Source organism: Achromobacter sp. Root83 (assembly GCF_001428845.1).
In the GTDB taxonomy this organism is placed as follows: Bacteria; Pseudomonadota; Gammaproteobacteria; order Burkholderiales; family Burkholderiaceae_B; genus Achromobacter.
The window spans coordinates 50,239-70,058 of sequence record NZ_LMIU01000001.1; the positions used below are offsets into that span (position 1 = coordinate 50,239).

At 63.2% G+C, this 19,820-nt stretch carries 24 protein-coding genes, 3 tRNA genes and 1 pseudogene; 10 read left to right on the forward strand and 18 right to left on the reverse strand.

Going from position 1 to position 19,820, the window contains the following annotated elements; all coding sequences use genetic code 11:
* Positions 1-10: 10 nt before the first annotated feature.
* From ASE30_RS00240 to ASE30_RS00290, 12 genes and pseudogenes are all read right to left on the reverse strand, one after another.
* Positions 11-472, reverse strand: coding sequence for a phage virion morphogenesis protein (locus ASE30_RS00240; protein WP_057282264.1), 462 nt, complete (start codon positions 470-472; stop codon positions 11-13).
* A complete protein-coding gene (locus ASE30_RS00245) occupies positions 465-968 on the reverse strand; it encodes a phage tail protein (protein WP_057282265.1) in 504 nt (167 codons plus the stop codon). The genes ASE30_RS00240 and ASE30_RS00245 overlap by 8 nt, the downstream gene beginning before the upstream one ends.
* Positions 952-1,173: an Rz1-like lysis system protein LysC gene (lysC, locus tag ASE30_RS29330; RefSeq protein WP_369819280.1), complete on the reverse strand. Its 222-nt coding sequence runs from the start codon at positions 1,171-1,173 to the stop codon at positions 952-954. Before lysC ends, ASE30_RS00245 begins: the two co-directional genes overlap by 17 nt.
* Positions 1,097-1,489 (reverse strand): annotated as a pseudogene (gene lysB, locus ASE30_RS00250) (Rz-like lysis system protein LysB); the annotation flags it as partial. The gene lysC and the pseudogene lysB, both read right to left, overlap by 77 nt.
* Entirely contained in the window at positions 1,486-2,292 is an 807-nt protein-coding gene (locus ASE30_RS00255; RefSeq protein ID WP_057282267.1) for an N-acetylmuramidase family protein, read from the reverse strand. The pseudogene lysB and the gene ASE30_RS00255, both read right to left, overlap by 4 nt.
* The gene (locus ASE30_RS00260; protein WP_057282268.1) at positions 2,285-2,584 is read right to left on the reverse strand and encodes a phage holin family protein; all 300 of its coding nucleotides are present in this window, start codon (positions 2,582-2,584) and stop codon (positions 2,285-2,287) included. Before ASE30_RS00260 ends, ASE30_RS00255 begins: the two co-directional genes overlap by 8 nt.
* The gene (locus ASE30_RS00265) at positions 2,581-2,943 is read right to left on the reverse strand and encodes a putative holin (protein WP_057282269.1); all 363 of its coding nucleotides are present in this window, start codon (positions 2,941-2,943) and stop codon (positions 2,581-2,583) included. Before ASE30_RS00265 ends, ASE30_RS00260 begins: the two co-directional genes overlap by 4 nt.
* A gap of 4 nt (positions 2,944-2,947) precedes the next feature.
* Positions 2,948-3,154 carry a tail protein X gene (locus ASE30_RS00270; protein ID WP_057282270.1) on the reverse strand — a complete coding sequence of 69 codons (207 nt, stop codon included), beginning with the start codon at positions 3,152-3,154 and terminating at the stop codon, positions 2,948-2,950.
* A complete protein-coding gene (locus tag ASE30_RS00275; RefSeq protein WP_057282271.1) occupies positions 3,154-3,624 on the reverse strand; it encodes a head completion/stabilization protein in 471 nt (156 codons plus the stop codon). The genes ASE30_RS00270 and ASE30_RS00275 overlap by 1 nt, the downstream gene beginning before the upstream one ends.
* 92 nt (positions 3,625-3,716) lie before the next feature.
* The gene (gene gpM / locus ASE30_RS00280) at positions 3,717-4,412 is read right to left on the reverse strand and encodes a phage terminase small subunit (protein WP_057282272.1); all 696 of its coding nucleotides are present in this window, start codon (positions 4,410-4,412) and stop codon (positions 3,717-3,719) included.
* A 2-nt stretch (positions 4,413-4,414) separates the two neighbouring features.
* Complete coding sequence (locus tag ASE30_RS00285) at positions 4,415-5,422, reverse strand: phage major capsid protein, P2 family (RefSeq protein WP_057282273.1); 1,008 nt, start codon at positions 5,420-5,422, stop codon at positions 4,415-4,417.
* 48 nt (positions 5,423-5,470) lie between these two features.
* Complete coding sequence (locus ASE30_RS00290; protein ID WP_057282274.1) at positions 5,471-6,334, reverse strand: GPO family capsid scaffolding protein; 864 nt, start codon at positions 6,332-6,334, stop codon at positions 5,471-5,473.
* 141 nt (positions 6,335-6,475) lie between these two features.
* On the opposite strand from ASE30_RS00290, the gene ASE30_RS00295 reads away from it, so the two are divergent.
* Both ASE30_RS00295 and ASE30_RS00300 read left to right on the forward strand, forming a co-directional pair.
* On the forward strand, positions 6,476-8,230 hold the full coding sequence (locus tag ASE30_RS00295; protein ID WP_057282275.1) for a terminase ATPase subunit family protein: 1,755 nt from the start codon (positions 6,476-6,478) through the stop codon (positions 8,228-8,230).
* Positions 8,221-9,270, forward strand: a complete 1,050-nt coding sequence (locus ASE30_RS00300; protein ID WP_369819291.1) for a phage portal protein — start codon at positions 8,221-8,223, stop codon at positions 9,268-9,270. The genes ASE30_RS00295 and ASE30_RS00300 overlap by 10 nt, the downstream gene beginning before the upstream one ends.
* Before the next feature lie 62 nt (positions 9,271-9,332).
* On the opposite strand, the gene ASE30_RS00305 is transcribed toward ASE30_RS00300, so the two are convergent.
* Complete coding sequence (locus ASE30_RS00305) at positions 9,333-9,620, reverse strand: hypothetical protein (RefSeq protein WP_057282277.1); 288 nt, start codon at positions 9,618-9,620, stop codon at positions 9,333-9,335.
* A 999-nt stretch (positions 9,621-10,619) separates the two neighbouring features.
* Here ASE30_RS00305 and ASE30_RS00310 point away from each other — a divergent pair.
* From ASE30_RS00310 to ASE30_RS00325, 4 genes are read left to right on the forward strand one after another with little or no spacing between them, the layout of a single operon-like run.
* On the forward strand, positions 10,620-12,041 hold the full coding sequence (locus tag ASE30_RS00310; RefSeq protein ID WP_057282278.1) for an MFS transporter: 1,422 nt from the start codon (positions 10,620-10,622) through the stop codon (positions 12,039-12,041).
* Complete coding sequence (locus tag ASE30_RS00315) at positions 12,038-12,871, forward strand: shikimate dehydrogenase (protein ID WP_057282279.1); 834 nt, start codon at positions 12,038-12,040, stop codon at positions 12,869-12,871. Before ASE30_RS00310 ends, ASE30_RS00315 begins: the two co-directional genes overlap by 4 nt.
* 29 nt (positions 12,872-12,900) lie before the next feature.
* A complete protein-coding gene (locus ASE30_RS00320; protein WP_057282280.1) occupies positions 12,901-13,785 on the forward strand; it encodes a 4-hydroxyphenylpyruvate dioxygenase in 885 nt (294 codons plus the stop codon).
* 11 nt (positions 13,786-13,796) lie between these two features.
* Complete coding sequence (locus tag ASE30_RS00325) at positions 13,797-14,699, forward strand: sugar phosphate isomerase/epimerase (RefSeq protein ID WP_057282281.1); 903 nt, start codon at positions 13,797-13,799, stop codon at positions 14,697-14,699.
* Between the two features lie 49 nt (positions 14,700-14,748).
* Here the strand turns inward: ASE30_RS00325 and mnmH are convergent, their stop codons facing one another.
* A complete protein-coding gene (mnmH, locus tag ASE30_RS00330; RefSeq protein ID WP_057282282.1) occupies positions 14,749-15,819 on the reverse strand; it encodes a tRNA 2-selenouridine(34) synthase MnmH in 1,071 nt (356 codons plus the stop codon).
* A gap of 147 nt (positions 15,820-15,966) precedes the next feature.
* Here mnmH and ASE30_RS00335 point away from each other — a divergent pair, with 147 nt between their 5' ends.
* The 3 genes from ASE30_RS00335 (at position 15,967) to ASE30_RS00345 (ending at position 16,857) form a co-directional block, all read left to right on the forward strand.
* Complete coding sequence (locus ASE30_RS00335; RefSeq protein ID WP_057282283.1) at positions 15,967-16,500, forward strand: DUF2199 domain-containing protein; 534 nt, start codon at positions 15,967-15,969, stop codon at positions 16,498-16,500.
* 72 nt (positions 16,501-16,572) lie between these two features.
* Positions 16,573-16,649 (forward strand) — tRNA-Arg (locus ASE30_RS00340).
* Positions 16,650-16,780: 131 nt separating this feature from the next.
* Positions 16,781-16,857 (forward strand) — tRNA-Arg (locus ASE30_RS00345).
* A gap of 205 nt (positions 16,858-17,062) precedes the next feature.
* On the opposite strand, the gene ASE30_RS00350 is transcribed toward ASE30_RS00345, so the two are convergent.
* On the reverse strand, positions 17,063-17,296 hold the full coding sequence (locus ASE30_RS00350) for a DUF3079 domain-containing protein (RefSeq protein WP_057282284.1): 234 nt from the start codon (positions 17,294-17,296) through the stop codon (positions 17,063-17,065).
* A gap of 198 nt (positions 17,297-17,494) precedes the next feature.
* On the opposite strand from ASE30_RS00350, the gene ASE30_RS00355 reads away from it, so the two are divergent.
* Positions 17,495-17,571 (forward strand) — tRNA-Arg (locus tag ASE30_RS00355).
* Positions 17,572-17,840: 269 nt separating this feature from the next.
* Here ASE30_RS00355 and ASE30_RS00360 read toward each other — a convergent pair.
* From ASE30_RS00360 to ASE30_RS00370, 3 genes are all read right to left on the reverse strand, one after another.
* On the reverse strand, positions 17,841-18,089 hold the full coding sequence (locus ASE30_RS00360; RefSeq protein WP_200964374.1) for a hypothetical protein: 249 nt from the start codon (positions 18,087-18,089) through the stop codon (positions 17,841-17,843).
* A gap of 98 nt (positions 18,090-18,187) precedes the next feature.
* Positions 18,188-18,790 (reverse strand): helix-turn-helix domain-containing protein, encoded by a 603-nt coding sequence (locus ASE30_RS00365; protein WP_057282286.1) that lies wholly within the window; start codon positions 18,788-18,790, stop codon positions 18,188-18,190.
* Between the two features lie 147 nt (positions 18,791-18,937).
* The gene (locus ASE30_RS00370) at positions 18,938-19,750 is read right to left on the reverse strand and encodes an NAD-dependent deacylase (protein WP_057282287.1); all 813 of its coding nucleotides are present in this window, start codon (positions 19,748-19,750) and stop codon (positions 18,938-18,940) included.
* Positions 19,751-19,820 lie beyond the last annotated feature (70 nt).

Genomic DNA, 19,820 nt, shown 5'->3' on the forward strand with positions numbered 1-19,820 from the left:
TGTCGGCGTTCTACAGGCGATGGCCTGCGAGGTGTCGCGCCAGGGTATCTAGGACCGTTTCGCGCTCCTGCTGCGTGAAGCCCAGCAGCTTGCGGCGCGGGTAGCGCACGGGCTTTTGACCAGGCGCGGGCCGGTCGGTACGTCCTTCTTGGTGAACGAGCGCTAGGCGGGCGATGGCGCCGGTGTAGCCAACAATGGCCTCGGTATCGGTAGCTTGCACGCGAAGGTAGCGCGCGGTGCGCATCTTGCTGAACATCCGGCGGCGAATGGCCCCAGCCTTGCCGCGCAAGTTCTTCTTTGCTCGGGGCGCGTATGGCGTGCCGTCCGGGTTCTGCTGCGATGCGATTCGCTGGCTTTCGCTGCGGCGAAGCTCGACCGCGACCGCCCGGTTTACGCGGCGGCGCTCTGCGGGCCGCAGTTGCGCCAGCAGGGCCGAAGCCCAAGCCTGCACGTCGCTGAATTCGTCACTCATAAGGATGGGGCCACGCGGGGACGCGGAGTGTGATCGGATCGGCGCCCGGGATGCTGATTACTACCTCTTCCAGCTCGGTGGGCGTCTCCGGGTCGGTCGGCTCGTCCACATGGTCCGCCGTGAGGCCGCTGCCATCCGGTAACGCGCGCACTACCACACGCTCGGTCAGCGGTAACTTGATTTCCACGTCAGCCGTGTCGTGATTTAGCAGCTCCACGTCAAAGCTGATGGCATTTTCACGGCGGTCCTTGTTAGCCAGCAACTCGGGCTGTTTGACCCGAATCCAAGCCAGCAAGGGCAGCATGAGGGCGTCGGTGGGGCCGGCGTAGTCCGTCACCACGATGGTGAGGGTGAAGCGGTATTCGTGAGACAGGTTGCGCGATGCGGTGCTAAGGATGTTTCCCTGTTCTACGAATACATGCAGGCGGTCCGGGTTCTCGCTGAGGAAGCGGTTGTGTCTGGTCAAGTACTCGCGCAGTTCATTGGCTTTGCGCATGGCTGGCCTCGTTCTGGCATTTGATGATGCTGTCCACCTTTGCCGCGCAGATCGCCCAGGCGGCCTCGACTCGGTCAATCTGCAGCGCCAGGTCTCCGTCCGTGCGTGGCGCCGCCGCCGGCAGGCTGCACGGCGTCACGGGTGCGCAGGTATTCAGCGTAAGCCGCGGACCCGGTGAGGGCGGGGCGCTGGCGCAGCCTTGCAACAGGATCAGGCAGCAGAGTATCAGCCCAACTGCGAACTTCCGGATTCTCATTTTTCAGCCTTTCGATGTCGAATGTGCGCTGATCCAGCGCGTTGCGAAAATCATCTTGCGTGCGCTCAAGCTGCACCAGGTCCCGGCGCTGGCCGGTCATGCGGTCGGCCAGGGTTGCCAAGTCGCTGGCCTGATTCTTGATGATTTGCCCGTATGCCTTGATGGCAAGGTCCTGGCTCGCAATCTGGCCGTGTTGCAGCCACAACAGGAACCCCAGCAGCATGGAAACCGCATATGGCGCTAGGGTCCGCAGAATCGCGCTCATGCCACCGCCTCCGACTCTTCGCCAGCGAAGCGCGCATAGGCGCGTGCCAGCTTGGTGTCGTAAAGGTTCTCGGCGTAGGCCGGCCCGTTGTAAAGGCGGGCGAACTGCGCCCACTTCCTCGCCTTCAATGCGCGGTGCAGCGTCGTGTCGGCCAGCACAAAGGCGGTGAAGGTTGCCAGCTGGTCGCCTTCGCTGCGGTACTGGGTGGCAACAAAGGACTCGATATCAGCAAAGCCCAGCGCCTTCCAGTGGTAGCCCATGACCTGGAACGCGCCCCAGCTAGCCGCTTCCTGGGCCGCCGCCGCGTGAATCTGCATGGCGCTGGCCAGGCGGACGTACTCGGCCGCGCCGCCGGCGTAGCCGCCACGCTGACGGCTGAGAATGGCCGTACGTTCAGCGTAAGCGGCGGGGTCTACGCCGTGCGCGACAAGCTGTTTCCAGAAGACGTGACGCTCGTACAGGATGACCGGGCGCCCGTCGGCAAGAAAGCCTCGCCCGCGAGATTCCACTTCGTTCACGGCCTTGATGCTTGCCAGCGGCACGCCAAGACGGTCGGCGGCCGCGATGAGGTCCGATTCGCGCATCAAGCGGGATACGTCGAAGTTTGCGAGCGCGGCGCGGCTCTTTGGGCCATACGCGCCATCCACGACCAGGCCGGTGGCGCCTTGGAGCGCGGCCACCGCGTCGCGCGTGCCGTTGTCGTAGATCGCGGTGCGTTCCACTGCGTAGCCCGCGCGGCGCAAATCCGCCTGCAGGTCGGCCACTGCCTGGCCGATGTCGCCCTTGCGCAAGATTTCAGACATCGGAATCTCCCCGGGCGAGCGCCGCGATGTTGCCCCGCACGCGCCAGGCGCAAGCGCACAACAGGCAGGCAATGACCAGCTCCGAAGCGCTGGCGGGCGAGTGCAGCAGCAGGATTTCCACGGCTCGGCAAAAGAGCGCTGCAATCAGCGCGCTCGCCAGACACGACAAGGCACGGCGATGGCGGGCGCCGTTGGGGCGGTACCAGAGGAACCGGCCAGCCGTCAGCGCGTACAGGACGGCGCAGGCTACGGCGATGGCTGACAGGGTAGGCGTGGGGTGCAAGTCGGTCATTTCTTTTCCCCAAATGCGCGAGAAATGGCGGTCAGATCGAAGTCCGGGGCCTTGGCCAGCAGCTTTAACGCCAGCGGCACGATGACAACCGCGCCAACCAGGGCCGGCAAAAAGGTTTCTTTGGCCAGCTCGCGCGCCACGATCTCGCCGGCGCCGCCGTAGCCGCACAGGCCCGACACCAGGAAAGAGGCGAAGCGCTTCCAGGCGGTCAAATCTTTCTTGGTGCTTGCCACCAGGGCGGCGCCCATGACCGCGCCAAAGGCTGCGTTGGCGTCGATCATGGGCAAGATTTGCGACAGGGCCGCGCCTGATACCAGCGTGGTGGCCACGGCGCCCGATACGGTCGATGGTTCGGCCATTGGTTCAATCCCAGAGTTTGACGGCAGGCGCCGCCGATGGTTGAGGGGTGCTGTCCGGCAGCGTCACAACCTGACCATGCGGCAGCACGGCGCCCAGGTCGGCAAGGCCAGGATTAAGTTCGTAGGTTTGCTCCACCACGTCGCGGGTGGTGCGCAGGTGCCGCCAGCACAGGGCGTCCACGGTGTCGCCTTGGAGCGCGCGAACTAGCATCAGATCAGCTCCACCACGGCGCGGGAAGCACCGATCACGTCCGCGATAGCGAAGCGTGCATTGCGGCGGTGATCGTCGGACGCTTCGCTAAGCGAATCGGCGCGCTTCTGGCCGGCAGCCGTGGTGTCGTAGTCGGTCATGCGCTCGATAAGGTCCGCCTTGGCCAAGCTGTACACGGCGCGCACGTAGGCGTGCTGCAGGCGCGTTACGCCATCCAGCTGGGCGGCCGGCACATCGGCCAAGCGCGCATATCCGCGTGTCAGCTGGGCGGCCTTCCAGGCGGCCAGGCTGTTGCCTGCCTCCAGCAGCGCGCCCACCAGGGCGAAGCGTAGGCGTTCGTCGGTGACGGTGCCATCAAGACGCAGCGCCTGGCGGGCGGGGTCCAGCTGGATGTCCGGGAAAAAGCCATCGTTGGCAACGGCCTGGGGCGGGACGGTGCGGGTTGCGGGTGCTGGGGCGATGAAGCTCATGGCGTTGGCTTTTCAGGTCGGCGGTGGGCGGGCATCCAGTCGGTCAGGGACCGGCCTTCCGCCCGCGCCGCCGTGCGCTTTGGGGCACTCGGTTAGCCGGAACTACCGGCGTTCTTAACTTTGCGTTCCAGCTGTTCGATGAGCTTCTTGCAGCCCACGCTGCTGTGCAGGTCCACGGCGCGGCGCAGTTGCGCGACGGCAGCGCGCGCCATTTCCAGCAACGGTCCGCGCGGCTCGTCGCCCGCCTGCTCGGCCAGCGTCTTGCCGATGGCCAAATGCAACTTGGCGCGGGCTTGGTCCGGCGCGTCCTGGCCATCGACCAGGCGCGCGACTTCCTGCAGCAGCAGCATGGCCTCGTCATGCTTGAGGACTGCGCCGCCAGCAATCGCGCCGGCCACTTCGTCCAGCAGCAGCGTGGCCGTGTTGCGTTTGAGGCGCTCAGGCAATGGCAAACCATGGCGCAGCACGTAGTCGGCCAGCTCCAGGCCGCGCGCGAAGGCGCCCACGTCGATATGCCACACCATCAACGTGGTCAGCACCTCATCCGGTTGGCCTGCATTGCCACTCAGGACGCCATCGAGATAGTCCTGATACTCCGGGACCAGTTCGCGCTTGAGGCCAATCTTGCGTTCCACGGACTTGATATCGTGAAGGCGGCGCCGGTCCTGGGTGAGCTTGGCCATCATCTGACCGAAAATGCCGCCCACCACGGCGGGCGCGGCGCCATCGGCCGCGCTCGCCTTGGCGGCCAGCGCCCGCGTGCGGTGTCGTTGTGCCGGGCTGGTCATGGTCAGGCCTCGATCAGCTCGATGTTTTCCACTAGCGCGGCCAGGCCCATGTCTTCGACCACGTAATCATCATTCGAGCTTTCGTAGGTGTCCACGCGGCTGCGCTTGGCGTTTTCTTCGACATGACGACGGCGCCCGCCGACTTGCCAGTACAGGGAAAGGTTGTCCAGCGTGGTGATGAGTACCTTTTTCTCCGGGAAGAATGGCGCCTGCACCGCCGCCAAGCCGCCGATACGCTTCTGGCTGATGATGAGGTCTGCGGCGAGCGTATCGGTGGCGCGGCTGTCCTGATTGACCAGCGGGAAATACTTGTCATGCATCAGGCCTCGGCCCACGACCGCCACGAGCTGGGAGTTTTCACGGTGCCACGGGTCCAGGAGCGTGATGGCGTCGTACACCAGCGCATCCAGGTTCTTGTAATCGCCGGCGGCGCCAACCTGCACCTTGCCCACCGTCTTGCCTTCGGCCATAACGCGTTCTTCGGCGCTCTCGCGCATCTTCTGCAGCCAGCCTTTGTTCACGTCCTGCAGCAGCGTGTTGGTGGCCGGGTCGGTATTGGCCGCAACGCTCGTACCGTTGAAACCGATCATGATGCGGTCCAGGGCTTGGCGTTGGATCAGCAGGTCACGGATGCGGACTTCAAAATCGGGAAAGATCGCCCAGGCGTCCAGCTTGGCGTACCCGATGAACGAATCGAAATCCGTATGCCGGCAGTAGTAGCCGTTCTGGTCCAGGGTAGTCAGATCACGCGGTGCGCGGTCGCGGTCCTGCGTATTGGTGCGCGAGGCGATGGGGCCGGACAGGTTCAACCCGAGCTTTTCGCCCTGCTGATCGGTGACGCCGACCATGTTGATCCTGCCCAGGAAATCGGAGCTTTCTTGGATCTTGGTTTCGAGCGTTTGCTGCACGCTCGGCAGAACGTTGAAGGTCTTCGTGGCATCGTCCACGCCGTTGAGCGTGGCGATGCGCCCCAGGTAGGCGTTGAAGAGTTTGCGGGTGTCGTTGCGCATGTCAGGTATCCAGTGAATGGGATTTGATGGGGTTGCGGTGGGCGCGCGTTAGCAGTCGGTTTGCGCGCGATCCGAGCCGCCCGACGCCTGCGGCCGCTGGCCGAAATTGCCGGGGGTCTTGTCGAGGTCAGCGCGCAGGTCCGCAAGGTCTTTGGCGCTGGCCGCGGACTTCTTGAACTCCTGCAGTTCAGTGGTGAGCCGGCCGATGGATTGCGCCAGGCCGTCCGTGGTCTGCTTGAACGCCTTTTCGAGCGCGCCGAAAGCCCGCACCGCGCCGTCAACGTCGCCGGGCGTGAATGCAGCAGGCGCGGGCTGTTGCGGAGCTTGCTGCGATTGACCGGGCAGCAGCGCGCGGAAGAACGCGCCAATAGCCTGGAATGCGGACGCGGCCTCATCCGGCGCCTGCGGGTCGGCGTCGAAGTTCAGCGCCGTCTCCAGCGCGCTGCTGAAGAGGTTGTTGGGGGACTGCTTGCGCGAGGCCAGCGGGTTGGCGGCGGGGTTCTTGGCCGCGAATTCCAGAATGCTCGTGCCCAGGCTAGCCGGGCTGTCGGTGACGCCCAAGCCGATCAGGCCGCACTTGCCCGTACCGGCGAAATCCTCCTGCAGCTCGATGGACGTATAGATTTTCTGGCGGCCCTTGGTCATGGCCACCAGCTCGGGCGTGGGATCGAGCTGCGCCTGCAGTTCCAGCTTGCCAGCGCCGTTCTCCTGCGTACGCACCGCCAGCACGTCGCCATACGCCTTGAACGGGCTTTCCGGCACCAGGCCGCGAATGTGCTCCATCCAGATGCGGGCGCCGTAGGTGTCGCGGTTGTAGGTTTCGGCGATTTGTTCCAGCCAGGCGCGCAGGATGTTGCGGCCATCGGTGGTTTGGCCTTCGGTGGCCACGGTAAACCAACGGGATTTATCCATAAGGGTGTGCTCGGTGGGTGGTGTTCGGGTGTTGCCATACTGGCCCCGGCGGACGCGCCGCTCAACGCATTAAGGTTGTGCAAGCGCCTTCCAGAAGACCCAGCCTCACGCGCGCGCGGAGAACCCCGGCAGGATGGCGGCATGTTGCAATCGACCGACCACATCGACCCGCGCCGCGTTGCCCGTGACCTGTATTGGCAGGGCTGGCGCGTCTCGTCTATCGCGCGCCACCTGGGCGAGAAGCGCACGACGGTGCATAGCTGGAAAACGCGCGATGGCTGGGACGCGGCCTCGCCCGTCGAGCGCGTGGAATCAGCGCTGGAGGCGCGCTTATGCACGCTCATCGCCAAGACGGAAAAGGAAGGCCGCGACTTCAAAGAAATTGATCTGCTTGGGCGGCAGCTGGAAAAAACCGCGCGCGTGCGCAAGTACGACGACGACGGCCGCGAATCGACCCTCAACCCCAACATCGAGCGCCGCAATGCTGCGCCCAAGCGCAAGCCAGAGCGCAACGCGATCAGCGATGACCAGGCGGCCAAGCTATCGCAGGCCTTCCGTGATTCGCTCTTTGACTATCAAAAGGTCTGGCTGCGCAATGGTGATCAGCGCACGCGAATGATTCTGAAATCCCGGCAGATCGGCGCGACCTGGTACTTCGCACGCGAGGCCTTGATTGATGCGATTGCGACCGGGCGGAATCAGATTTTTCTATCCGCCTCGAAAGCGCAGGCGCACGTCTTCAAGCAGTACATCATCCAGTTCGCACGCGAGGCGGCGGATATAGACCTGAAAGGCGATCCCATTGTCTTGCCCAATGGGGCGCATTTGTACTTTCTGGGAACGAACGCGCGCACCGCTCAGAGCTACCACGGCAACTTTTACTTTGATGAGTTTTTTTGGGTGCCCAAGTTCGGCGAGCTGAACAAAGTGGCCAGCGGCATGGCGCTGCATAAGCAGTGGCGCAAGACGTATTTCTCTACGCCGTCGAGCATGGCGCACGAAGCCTTTCCGCTTTGGACAGGCGAGGTATTCAACAAGCGGCGGGCGAAGCGCGATCAAGTGGCCATCGAGCTGGCGCATTCGATCCTAAAGAATGGCCACCGCTGCGATGACCGCATCTGGCGCCAGATCGTCACCATCCTGGACGCAGAAGCCGGGGGCTGCAACCTCTTTGACATTGAAGAGCTGCGCCTTGAATACAGCCCGGACCAGTTCGAAAACCTGCTCATGTGCGGGTTCATTGACGATACGGCGTCCATCTTCCCGCTGGCGATGCTGCAGGGCTGCATGGTCGATGCGATGGTTGAATGGGTTGACGTTCAAAAGTTCCTGATACGTCCTTACGCGCATTACCCGGTCCTGGTGGGCTATGACCCTTCGCTTACGGGCGATTCTGCCGGGTGCGTGGTACTTGCGGCCCCGCGCACGCCGGGCGGCAAGTTCCGCGTACTTGAGCACCATCAATTCCGTGGCATGGACTTTGCCGCCCAGGCAAAGAAGATCAAGGAAATCACGGAGCGGTACGCGGTCGCATACATCGGTATCGACGCGACCGGCATGGGGCAGGGCGTATATCAGCTGGTCAAGCAGTTTTTCCCGGCCGCGCGGGCTTACAGCTACTCGCCAGAGGTCAAGGGCCGCCTGGTGCTCAAAGCTGGCGACGTGATCCGCAACAAGCGCCTGGAGTTCGACGCCGGCGCCACGGATCTGGCGCAATCCATGATGGCGATACGAAAGACGATGACCGCGAGCGGCCGCAGCGTCACCTATGACGCCGGGCGCGCGAGCGAGACAGGACACGCCGACCTGGCCTGGGCCCTCATGCACGCGTTGGATTGGGAACCATTGGAAGGCGCCTCCGGCGCCAGCAAAGGATTTATGGAGTTATTCGGATGACACGCAAACGCAAACCGCGCGCCACGTTTACCGCGCCCGATACGCAGCCGGCAGCTGCGCCCGCTAATGCCGAAGTGTTTTCCTTCGGCGATCCCGTGCCCGTGCTGGACCGGCGCGAAATCCTGGAATATCTGGAATGCTGGCGCAACGGCCGATGGTATGAGCCGCCCGTCCATTTCGGCGGCCTGTCCAAGACGTTCCGCGCCAGCCCGCACCACAGCTCGGCAATCTACTTCAAGGCCAATATTTTGGCGTCCACGCTGGAGCCGCACTCGGCATTCCGGCGCGAGACCTGCCTAAAAATGGCAGTGGACTTCCTGACGTTCGGCAATGCCTACGCGGAGCGCTTGGATAGCGTGACCGGAAAATTGCTGGGGACGCGCCACGCGCTGGCCAAGTACACGCGGCGCGGCGTGGAACCTGGGCGGTATTACTTCATCCCCAGCGCTGGCCAGGAGCACCAGTTTCAGGACGGGACGGTTTGCCATCTGATGCAGCCGGACATCAACCAGGAAGTCTACGGCCTGCCCGAATACCTGGCGGCGCTCAACTCGGCATGGCTTAACGAGGCGGCAACGTTGTTTCGCCGCAAGTATTACCTCAACGGCAGTCATGCGGGCTTTGTGATGTACGTGACGGACCCGCTGCAGGATGAGACCTATGTGGACGACATCCGCAAAGCCATGAAGGAGGCCAAGGGGCCGGGCAATTTCCGCAATCTGTTCGTGTACGCGCCGGGCGGAAAAAAGGACGGGATGCAGATTATTCCGGTGAGCGAGGTTGCGGCGCGTGATGACTTTTTCAACATCAAGAACGTGTCGCGCGATGACGTGCTGGCCGCGCACCGCGTGCCGCCGCAGTTGATGGGTCTGGTGCCGTCGAACTCGGGGGGCTTCGGCACGCCGATATCGGCGGCCAAGGTGTTCGCCCGCAACGAACTGGAGCCGCTGCAAGCGAAGTTTATGGAAATCAACGAATGGATCGGCCAGGAGGTGGTCAAGTTCAAGCCTTACACCATCCCCGGCGAGGGCGGCGAATAGGCCATTGCGCCGCCCCGACCAAGCCCCGCACGTGCGGGGTTTTTTTTCGTCCGTGTCCCGCGCTAACGCTGCTCGCCGCGCTTCGCGCCTGGTTTCACGGCCAGCGCTTCGTTTAAGCACGGTTCACCGGCCACGTATTCCCGCAGCTCGGCCACGCGGTCGATGATGTCCTGGCGGTGCCGCAGTCCGCCGGCGCTGCGCAAGCCGGCCTCCAAGGCCACGATGACTCGCTGCAGGCGCCAAATCTCCCAGGCGAGGGCGCAGGCCTCGGCGGTTGGATTGCGCGCGTACAGCTCGCGTATGCGCGGCGCAGGTAGGGGCGCGGGCGGTGGTCGGTCGAAGAATTCCATGGGTTGCCTCTCGATACTGTATGAATATACAGTATTCGGATGGGTGCAGAGGTCTGGCGCGCAGTTCTCCCCCCTCCGCGCCTGCGCGCTAAATGTGAGAGAAACGACTCGACATTGCGTCACTCCCTGGCGCAAGCTTTGGCGCGCCTCTGCGGCTGCTGGTGGGGCTTGGCAGATGACGCAAAACGACGCACCCCCGACGCACCGGGAAGGGGGCAGGCGGGAACTTGGAAAAATGGACGCCTCGGAAGCCTAGATCATGTATTCCGCCAGACTTGCTGGTATATGTGCTGGTATTATTTTTTTCCGAACATTAAAAAACCAATTAAATCAATTGGTTGTGGCTGTAGTGCTGTTGACACCGTCTCCGCCAAATACAGATACCGCGATAAACCGCGATATCTCAAAACCCGCAGAAGCTAACGCTCTGCGGGTTTTTCATTGGCTCTCGCTTTCCCCATGGCATCCGCGCCCTGCGACATGTATGTGGGACTCACGCGTGCCGAGTATCTCATCTGCCTATATTTGTATTCCATATTCGACTTATGGGAACAAATAAATCCTCAATACACTAAGCCCGCACTTAGTGGTCAACAAAGTACCTTCAATGCCAAGCGTGGCAGACGTCACCGTTATCGATATGTTCGAACGGGGCCGTGACCGGCCTGACACCAACGGCAACGATATCGGCGATGACCAAGCCCTGACCATCGGACTCCATCAGGTGATTGCCGTTGGCGCACGCAACAGATCACGATCGGCAAGCACCGCCTCGAACCGTCCGAAAACCTGCATGGCAGGACCGTGAATTCTCCACCGCGATCCGCGAAGGCCGCGAGCCCAATGCCAGCGTGGCCCGGGTGCTGCACGATCTTGAGCAGCAATTGCCGCGCTGACTGGCCTTCGGGCGTGCAGGGATAAACACACATTTGATGCTCGCTCCGATGGTCAAGGTCTCAGGCGCTGAATTTCGATAACTAAAAATACGGAGCGAAATAGATGAGCAAAGGCCCGCAACACACGCCTCGGACGCAGCACCAGCCCAGGAAAGCCGCTGCCAGCGGTTGGATAGGCTCGGCGCTGGAATACTACGATTTCTTCATTTACGCCACCGCGGCGGCGCTGGTTTTTCCGCAGATATTCTTCCCGCAAAGCGACCCGGCCATTGCCATCATTGCTTCGCTGGCCACCTATGGCGTGGGCTATGTGGCGCGGCCCATAGGGGCCTTTGTGCTGGGGCATCTGGGTGACACTCACGGCCGCAAGCAGGTGCTGGTGTGGTGCATGTTCCTTATGGGATTTTCAACCATCGCCGTGGGCCTGCTGCCCACCTATGACCAGGTTGGCCTGTGGGCGCCCGCGTTGCTGGTGGTGATGCGCCTGATCCAGGGATTTGCCGTGGCAGGCGAGATCTCGGGAGCCAGCGCCATGATCCTGGAGCATGCGCCGTTTGGCCGGCGCGGTTATTTCGCCAGCTTCACATTGCAGGGTGTGCAGGCCGGGCAGATCCTTGCGGCGGCTGTTTTTCTGCCGCTGGCGCACTACATGCCCCCCGAGCAATTCAATAGCTGGGGCTGGCGCATTCCGTTCCTGTTGAGTGTCGTCGTCATCATCGCCGGCTACATCATCCGCCGCGAGGTGCATGAGACGCCGGTCTTCACAGACATGGGCACGCAGGCGATGCGTCCACGCTCGCCGGCGGTCGAGGCTTTCCAGCACAGCTCACCCGACATGCTGCGCGTGGTGTGCATGTCGCTGATGAATGTCATCCCGGTGGTGGCCACGATCTTCGGCGCGGCCTATGCCGTGCAACCGGCCTACGGCATAGGCTTTGCCAAGGATATGTACCTGTGGATTCCGGTGGTCGGCAACATCGTCGCGGTTTTTGTCATTCCCCTGGTGGGTGGCCTGTCGGACCGCATAGGCCGGAGGCCGCCTCTGGTGGCAGGCGCGCTGCTGTCGGGGCTTCTGGCTTTTGCGTATCTCTACGCCATCAGCATCAAGAGCGTGCCGCTGGCGTTCACCATCTCCATCCTGATGTGGGGTGTGGTTTACCAGGGCTACAACGCCGTGTTCCCGAGCTTCTACCCCGAGCTGTTTCCCACGCGCACCCGCGTCTCGGCCATGGCGATCTCGCAGAACGTGGGCACGGCCATCACCGCCATGCTGCCGGCGCTGTTCACCGCAGTCGCGCCTCCGGGCTCCACCAGCATCTGGCTGACGGTGGGCGCGATCGCGTTCGGCATCACCGTGGTGGCCGCAGTGGCTGCCCTTAGCGCGCGGGAAACCTACCGTATCCGCATTCAGGATCTGGGCCGGCCCGATGCGCAACCCGTGGACAAGGCCGAGTACGACCGCCTGAGTGCGCAGCGCATGGCCGATGCGCGCGCTCTGAAGCCGGCTGTGACGGAGCGGCCATGATCACGGGCAAGACCACCCTCATTGCCCACATTGGCTACCCCACCGAAAGCTTCAAGGCGCCGATGATCTACAACCCCTGGTTCGAGCGCAAGGGAATCGATGCGTTCGTGGTGCCCATGGGCGTGAAGGCCGAGGACTTTGCACAGAGCTTCGATGCTGTCCTGCGGCTGTCCAATCTGCGCGGCGCGCTGATCACCATGCCGCACAAGGTCGCCGTGGTGCAGAAGGTACACGAGGTGACGCCGGCGGTGCACATCGCGGGGGCCTGCAACGCAGTGCTCAGGCGCGAAGATGGTTCGCTGCTGGGCGACCAGTTCGACGGCGCGGGCTTTGTGCGCGGTGTGGTGCGCAAGGGGCGCAGGCTCGAGGGCGCGCGCGTGCTGGTCGCGGGTGCGGGCGGCGTGGGCTCGGCCATTGCCGCATCGTTGGCAGCCGCCGGTGTGGGGGAGCTTGCGCTGTTTGATGCCCATGCCGACAGCGCCCTGGCGCTAGCCGCACGGTTGCGCAAGCACTACCCCAGGCTGCAGGTGCGCTGCGGCTCCAACGATCCCCAGGGCTTCAATGTAGTCGTCAATGCCACGCCGCTGGGCATGAAAGAGGGCGACCCCTTGCCCTTCGATGCGGCACGCATCAGCCCCGAGACGTTCGTGGGCGAAGTGGTGATGAAGAGCGAATACACGGCCCTTCTGCGCATGGCCCGCGACAAGGGCTGCCAGGTGCAGTTGGGCACGGACATGCTGTTCGAGATGATTCCCGCCTATCTGGAGTTCTTTGGCTTTGGCAGCGCCACGGCCGAAGAGTTGCGGGCCATAGCGGCGATGGTTTACTGACTTCCAGTCCTGAACCCGAGGAGATTTTCATGCCAAATATCTCGTCCAACCGCGAAGCGGTTCCAGACATGCCCAATCCCGCCGGGATCGAAGGCATCGAATTCATCGAATATGTCACCAGCCGCCCGCAGGCGCTGGGCCAGGCGCTGGAAATGATGGGCTTTTTCCCTGTGGCCCGGCACCGGTCGCGCGAGGTGGTCCTGTACCGCCAGGGCAGCATGAATCTGGTGGTGAATGCGCATCTGGAAGACAGCCGGGTGTCCGCCACCGTTGACGGCTCTGCGGTGATTTCGGCCGTTGCCTTCCGGGTGCGGGATGCCTACAAGACCTTCCGGCGCTGCCTGGACCTGGGTGCGTGGGAAGTGACCAGCCACGCTCAGGCAATGGAGCTGCATATTCCGGCCATCCACGGCCCGGGAGGCAGCCGCTTCTACTTTGTCGACCGGTGGAAGGAGTTTTCCATCTACGACATAGATTTTGTGGCCATCCCCACGGTGGACCCGCACCCGCCGGCGATCGATGGCATGTCGTACTTCGGTGTCGTGCAGTACATCGGAGTCGACCGCAGCGCGGACTGGATCGCGTACTACCAGGAAATGTTCGGTTTTGATCTGATTCCTGACGATCAGCGTTTCGGCATCCTGCCCAAAGGCACGCTGATGCGCAGCCCTTGCGGCCAGTTCCTGTGGCAGGTCATCGAGCCGGATCCCCGGATGGAGTCCGACGGCGCGCCGGAATGCCTGCCGCGAGTGGGCCTGGGCGTGCCAGATGTGGCGGCGGCCATCGAGCATCTCAAGGCCAAGGGTATCGAGTTCATCGAGTCGTCCCAGTTGCACCCCGAAGACCGTGGTGCGCTGACCCGTCACCTGCCAGGTTCGGTAGCGTTCGAGCTGGTGCACCAGCCCGCTGATTGAGGACGCAGACCATGCAGATGCTCGACGCATACGGAATGGACACCATCACACTGACGGGTCCGCTGGAGGCCAAGCTGGTGGCGATGAAGGGGGCGGGTTTCTCGCAGGTCATGCTGAGCGCCCGGGATATCGCGGGCCATCCGCAGGGCCTGGCGGCGGCCGTGGCCGCCGTGCGCGCCAGTGGCCTGCGGCCCACGGGTTTTCAGGTGCTGCGCGATTTCGAAGGCCTGTCCGGCCATCTGCACCACTACAAGGTGGATATCGCCAAGTCGATGCTGGAGATGTGCGCCGCGCTCGACAGCAAGCTGCTACTGGCCTGCTCATCGACGTTGCGGCATGCCACGCAGGATCTGGACGCCATTGCGCGCGATCTGCGCAAGCTGGCCATGCTGGCGTTGCCGCTGGGTATCAAGATCGCTTTCGAGGGCCTGTCCTGGGGGCGCACCGTCAACGAATTTACCGCGGCCTGGGATGTAGTCTGCCGCGCCGACTGTCCGAATCTCGGCCTGGGACTGGATTCCTATCACGTGTTTGCCGCGCAGACCTCGCTGGACGCCATTGAAGACCTGGACCCGGACAAGATTTTCCTGGTGCAACTGGCCGACTTCATGTGGCAGGAAGCGCAGACTGTCGAAGAACGGATGACCACCGCTCGCACATTTCGTGTATTCCCGGGTGAAGGGGTGCACAGCGAGCAGTTGGCTGATTTGGTGCTGCGGCTGCAGCGGCTGGGTTACCGGGGAGACTACAGCTTCGAGGTGTTCAACGACGACTACCAACAACTGCCGCTGGACACGGTTGCCCGCAGAGCGCGCCAAAGCGCGCTGTGGCTGAACGACGACGTGCTGCGCAGACCCGTGCAGTTGCCGGACTGGGTTGCGCCATACCGCCAAGGCGGGCGGCACGCTCGCTGAGCGGGCCATTGCCTGGGTGTTGCGGCCCTGAAGATCCGCGCCCTGGCGGTCAGGCCGGCCGTTTCGCGTCTTTGCTTTTGAACGCGGCGATCAGCGCGCGGGCCTGTTCGGCCACGTCCGGGTCATTGGGCCGAAAGTCCAGACGCAAGGCCTGCGGCAGTTGCACGAAGTGCGATTGCGAACTGCGTGCGTAGGCGGGGTCGTAGTGCCTGTCGATAAGTTCGCGGGCCAGCGCTTCGCGGCGGCCTTCGTCCACCAGCCTGACCCAGCCATTGATGGTGTCGCGGCTATGCAGGCCCAGCATGCGTTGCAGTTGCGCCTTGAGCCAGCCGGGATTGTCGAAGAGCCGCGCATAGTCCTGCTGCAGAAAGGCTGTCCTGTCTTCGCGCGTCGAATGCACTTCAATGCATGGGCCCTGATGCATGGCGTGAAGCAAAGAGGCGGGAATCTCCACCGCGCCGATCTTGCGGCTTTCCGCTTCGACGAACACGGGCCGGCTGGCATCGAGTTCACGCAGGCGGGCCGCCAGCAGGGTGTCGAAGCGCTTCTGCGTAGGCTGTTGCGCGTCGGGTAGCGCGCCCAGCAGGGATCCTCGATGGGATGCAAGCTCCTCCAGGTCCAGCGTCTGCGCGCCTGCCTGGTGCAGGGCGTGCAGCAGGCGTGTCTTGCCGCTGCCGGTGGGGCCGGTCAGCACCACGCATTGCTGGGCCGAGGAAAGGGTTTCCAGGGCATCCAGCGTGGCGCGGCGGTAGGTCTTGTAGCCGCCGTCCAGTTGGCGGGCGCGCCAGCCTATCATGTTGAACATGAGCGTCATCGAGCCCGAGCGCTTGCCGCCTCGCCAGCAGTACACCAGCGGACGCCAGCCCTGGGGGCGTTCAGCGAAGGTGGTCTCCAGGTGGCGGGCGATGTTGCGGGCGACGAGGGCGGCGCCCGCGCGGGATGCTTCGAATGGCGAAACCTGCTTGTACATCGTACCGATCAGCACGCGTTCGTCGTTGCTGAGCACGGGCGCGTTGCAGGCGCCGGGGATGTGATCGTCGGCATACTCGAGCGGCGTGCGCACGTCGATGATTTCGTCGAAATCATGCAGTTTGTCCAGGCTGACGAGCAGGTGTTTCACAAGAACCGCCTCCGAGTATCGATCCCGGATTTTCGCACGCGGCCACGCGTAGGAAGAAAGGGGAGGGCGGGCGGGGCGGATAGAATGGCGCCTTTCCAGCTACTCTGGCCGGCGAGGCCGACAGGGCCGCGCGGCACTTGCTCCATCATGGATTTTTCCTTCAAATGCGCCTCGTGCGATGAGGTCCATCACGGCCTGCCGAGCTTCGGCGCCGATGCACCTCAAACCTACTACGCCGTTGCACCGGAAGAGCGTGAGCAACGCTGCGATCTGGGCAGCGACGATTGCGTGATCGACGAGCAGTACTTCTACGTGCGCGGCTGCATCGAGCTTCCGATTGAAGGGCATGCAGAACCCTTCGTGTGGGGTGTGTGGGTCTCGCTCAGCCTGGACAGCTACGAGACCTGGGTGCGGATGTCCGATGAGCCGAAGCGCTCGCAGACGCCGCCTCTGTTCGGTTGGCTTACGACGCGGCTCGACCCGTATCCGGGCACGATGGGATTGAAGACCCACGTCCATCTCAGGGACGACGGCATCCGGCCGCTGATCGAGCTGGAGCCCACGAGCCATCCGCTGGCGGTCGAGCAGCGCGAGGGAATCACGATCGAACGCGTAGCGGAAATCTATGCCTTGCTGGTCCACGGACAGGCGAGCGCGGTAGCGCCCCGGCAACCGGTCTGACAGGCGCGGATCAGCCCGACACGCTTGCACAGTTATCGAAAGCACGCTATTATTCAAGGCTTGCTTTTTGATGCGCCCGTAGCTCAGCTGGATAGAGTACCTGGCTACGAACCAGGGGGTCGTAGGTTCGAATCCTGCCGGGCGCACCAGTCATATATTTGTTTATGCTTATATATGCCAATGTTCATACCAAAGTTTTTTGGTTTGGGCAGGGAAAGAAAAAAGCAAGGTCAGTAAATACGGCTTAATTATTCTGATATAATTTTGCCTCTTTGCCGGAGCGCCCGTAGCTCAGCTGGATAGAGTACCTGGCTACGAACCAGGGGGTCGTAGGTTCGAATCCTGCCGGGCGCACCACTAAAGCAAAGAAAATGGAAAGGCCTTTGATCTTCGATCGAAGGCCTTTTTGTTTTGCCGCGCGCGGATTAGGGATGCAGGCGCTGGCGGGGCAACTGCGACCCAACTGCGGGGCAACTGCGGGGCAATTGCAGGACGCAACTGCAGGACGCAACTGCAGGACGCAACTGCAGGACGCAACTGCGGGTACAGCCACCGGACCCGATCAATGCGCCGATTCTTCCGGCTCTTTTTCTTCTTCCTTGGCTTTCGGCTTTTCGTCGCCGTCTTCAAAGCCCCAGTCACCCACCATGTACCAGTCGTCTCCGAGCGATTCCGCGGGATGCATGGTGCGTCCCGAGCCGTTGCCGCATGCCATCGAGTCCGTCGGACAATATCGGTCGCAGCCCCAGCAGATGCGTTCGGGGTGTTTGGGGTGCAGTGGAAACTTCTTGGCCATGCTTTTGCCTGGTGAGTATGCGAGGCGCAGCGTCTGGCCTCTGTCTTCAGCGTACTGCGCGATGCGTGCGCGCATCCTTGACATGGCTCAAATACAGGGCAGGCGGCGTGCGTGAAAACGGAAGGGGAATAGAGGGCCGGCTTGCCTCTGGATTTGCATGGCCGGATTCTTTCGTGTTATAAACACGCCTCTTTCGGGGCGCCCGTAGCTCAGCTGGATAGAGTACCTGGCTACGAACCAGGGGGTCGTAGGTTCGAATCCTGCCGGGCGCACCACCTTATTCAGACCCGCGCGCAACAGCGCGGTGTCAGCAAGAAAAAAGAGCAAGAAAAAAGAGCAAGAAAAAAAGCGGCTTGATGGTCTTCCATCAAGCCGCTTTCTTTTGTCTTGCCGTGGGGGGAAGCCGCGGAAACAACGGCCGCCGGCGTTATGGCCGCGACCGTTGGGGCCGTGGTCTTTCGACCGGAGCGGGCGCGGGCAGGTCTTGCCCCAAGTCCTGGACTCTCAGGACGTCGAGGCGGCGGGCATTGGGAGGTGCTGCGCGTCAGCCGCGCCGCCGGTCCACCGCGGTCAGGGACGTGCCGCTCTTGAGCAATTGGTAGGTCTGTCCCCCCAGCCAGGCGACTTTTTCGCCTGAACTCGTGCGGCAGACGCAGTGGGTCTTGGGATCGAAGCGAGGCGTGCCCAGCGCGGAATAGGCGCCAGGATCGGAAACGAACCGTTCTATGCGGTAAAGCGTGCCGTCCGGCGACGTGGCGAGCACGTCGGTCAATCGTCTTGCGGTGCCGAGCATATTCAGTACCTCCATGCGCGGGCCGTTGTGTGTCGGCGCCAAAGTCGTTTGAACAGTTCATAGGGCAGGCGGGATGGAAGGCGATCCCGCGCGATGCGCTAGCGAAACTGTCCTCCTAGCAATGAATCATCGAGTTGTTCAGGCGAAACACCCAAGGCAGCCGATACGCGGTCCAGGATGATCTGCCGAGGCCGGGGGCGCGGGCGTTCCAAGTCGATATAGATGGCATGGTCCACGCCCAGCCGGGCGGCCATGTCCGCGGTGCTGATATTGAGGTGTTCGCGCCATGCCCGGATCAGGCTCCAGTCGTTGCCGGTTTTCAGATCGACGACAGCGGAGGGGACGCGCTCGTACGCCGAGGTGTGCTTCTTGCGCGACGCGCGCCGGGCGGCTGCGGTTTTTTCATGGCCGGGGGCGGCGTGGCTCTCAGGGCGTTCGCCGCGCGGCGTCGTGGTGGCGGATTCGGCAAGAAAGATGGCGCCGCCCTTCAACTGGCGATACTGGCCGTTGCCTATCCAGCACAGCGTTTCGCCGCTATCGAGCTTGCACTCGCAATCCAGATGGTAATTGCTGGGCATGCCCTCGAGTTTGGCGATGGTGTCCGTGGTCGTGGCATGACGCACCACACGGTGCAGGACGCCGTCTGGCGAACGCACGAACACATCGGGAAGCCTCCAGGAAAACGGAATGATCATCTCCACAATCGAAACCCATTACAACACTTTATCGCCCTGTCGCAGCGGTGAGATTTGGGGTTTCCCCTCGTCCCGCACCCCTGTCGTGGGACGGTGTGCATGCCTGCAACATCTTCACAAAACCTCACGCGCCGTTCCTTCCGGCCGGCACGCTCAACGTTGGGGGCCGCGCGCGGCAAAGCCCGCACTTGCCAGCACCCGTGGCATCACGTCGGCGGCCGCGCCACGCAGGTTGTGATGCGCTTGCGCATCCAGCGGGGTGGCGGCGGGATTGACCTGCACGAGGGTGGCGCCCGATGCCAGCGCATGCCCAGGCAGCTCCGCCGCGGGATGGACCAGGGCCGACGTGCCGATGCTGAACATCAGGTCGCATCGTTGCGCGGCGTGCACGGCGGCGCTCCAGGAATCGGCCGGCAGGCTTTCTCCGAACCACACGACGCCGGGCCGTACCGGCGCCGAACAATGCGCGCAGGCGGGCGGCGCGATGCGCCGGCCGGTTTCCTGCTCATCGGCCACATCAGCCCCATCGGACACGTCGGTGGCAAAGGCATATGGCGATCCGCAAACCGAACAGCGTGGCGCGTGCAGGCTCCCGTGCAGATGCGTGACCCGAGGGCTGCCCGCGCGTTCGTGCAGGTCGTCCACGTTTTGGGTGATGACGGCGAGTTCGGGCACATGCCGCGCCAGTTCCGCGATGGCGCGGTGCGCGGCGTTGGGCATGGCGCGCAGGACCTGTGCGCGCCGCCATTCATACCAGCCCCACACGATATCGGGATGTGCTCTGAACGCTTCGGGCGTCGCCAGCGCCTGCGCGTCGAAGCGGGACCACAGGCCCGTCAGCGCATCCCGAAAGGTGGCGATGCCGCTTTCAGCCGAAACGCCGGCCCCCGTGAAGACGACGACGCGGCGCGCCTGGCGCAGCGCCTGCGCCAGTGCGGGCGGTATATCGTGATGCGTGTTTTTCATTACCAGCCTTGAAGACAGTCCGATACGCTGCACGCGCGGGCAGGGACGTGTCAAGCAGCGCTTTGCCGGG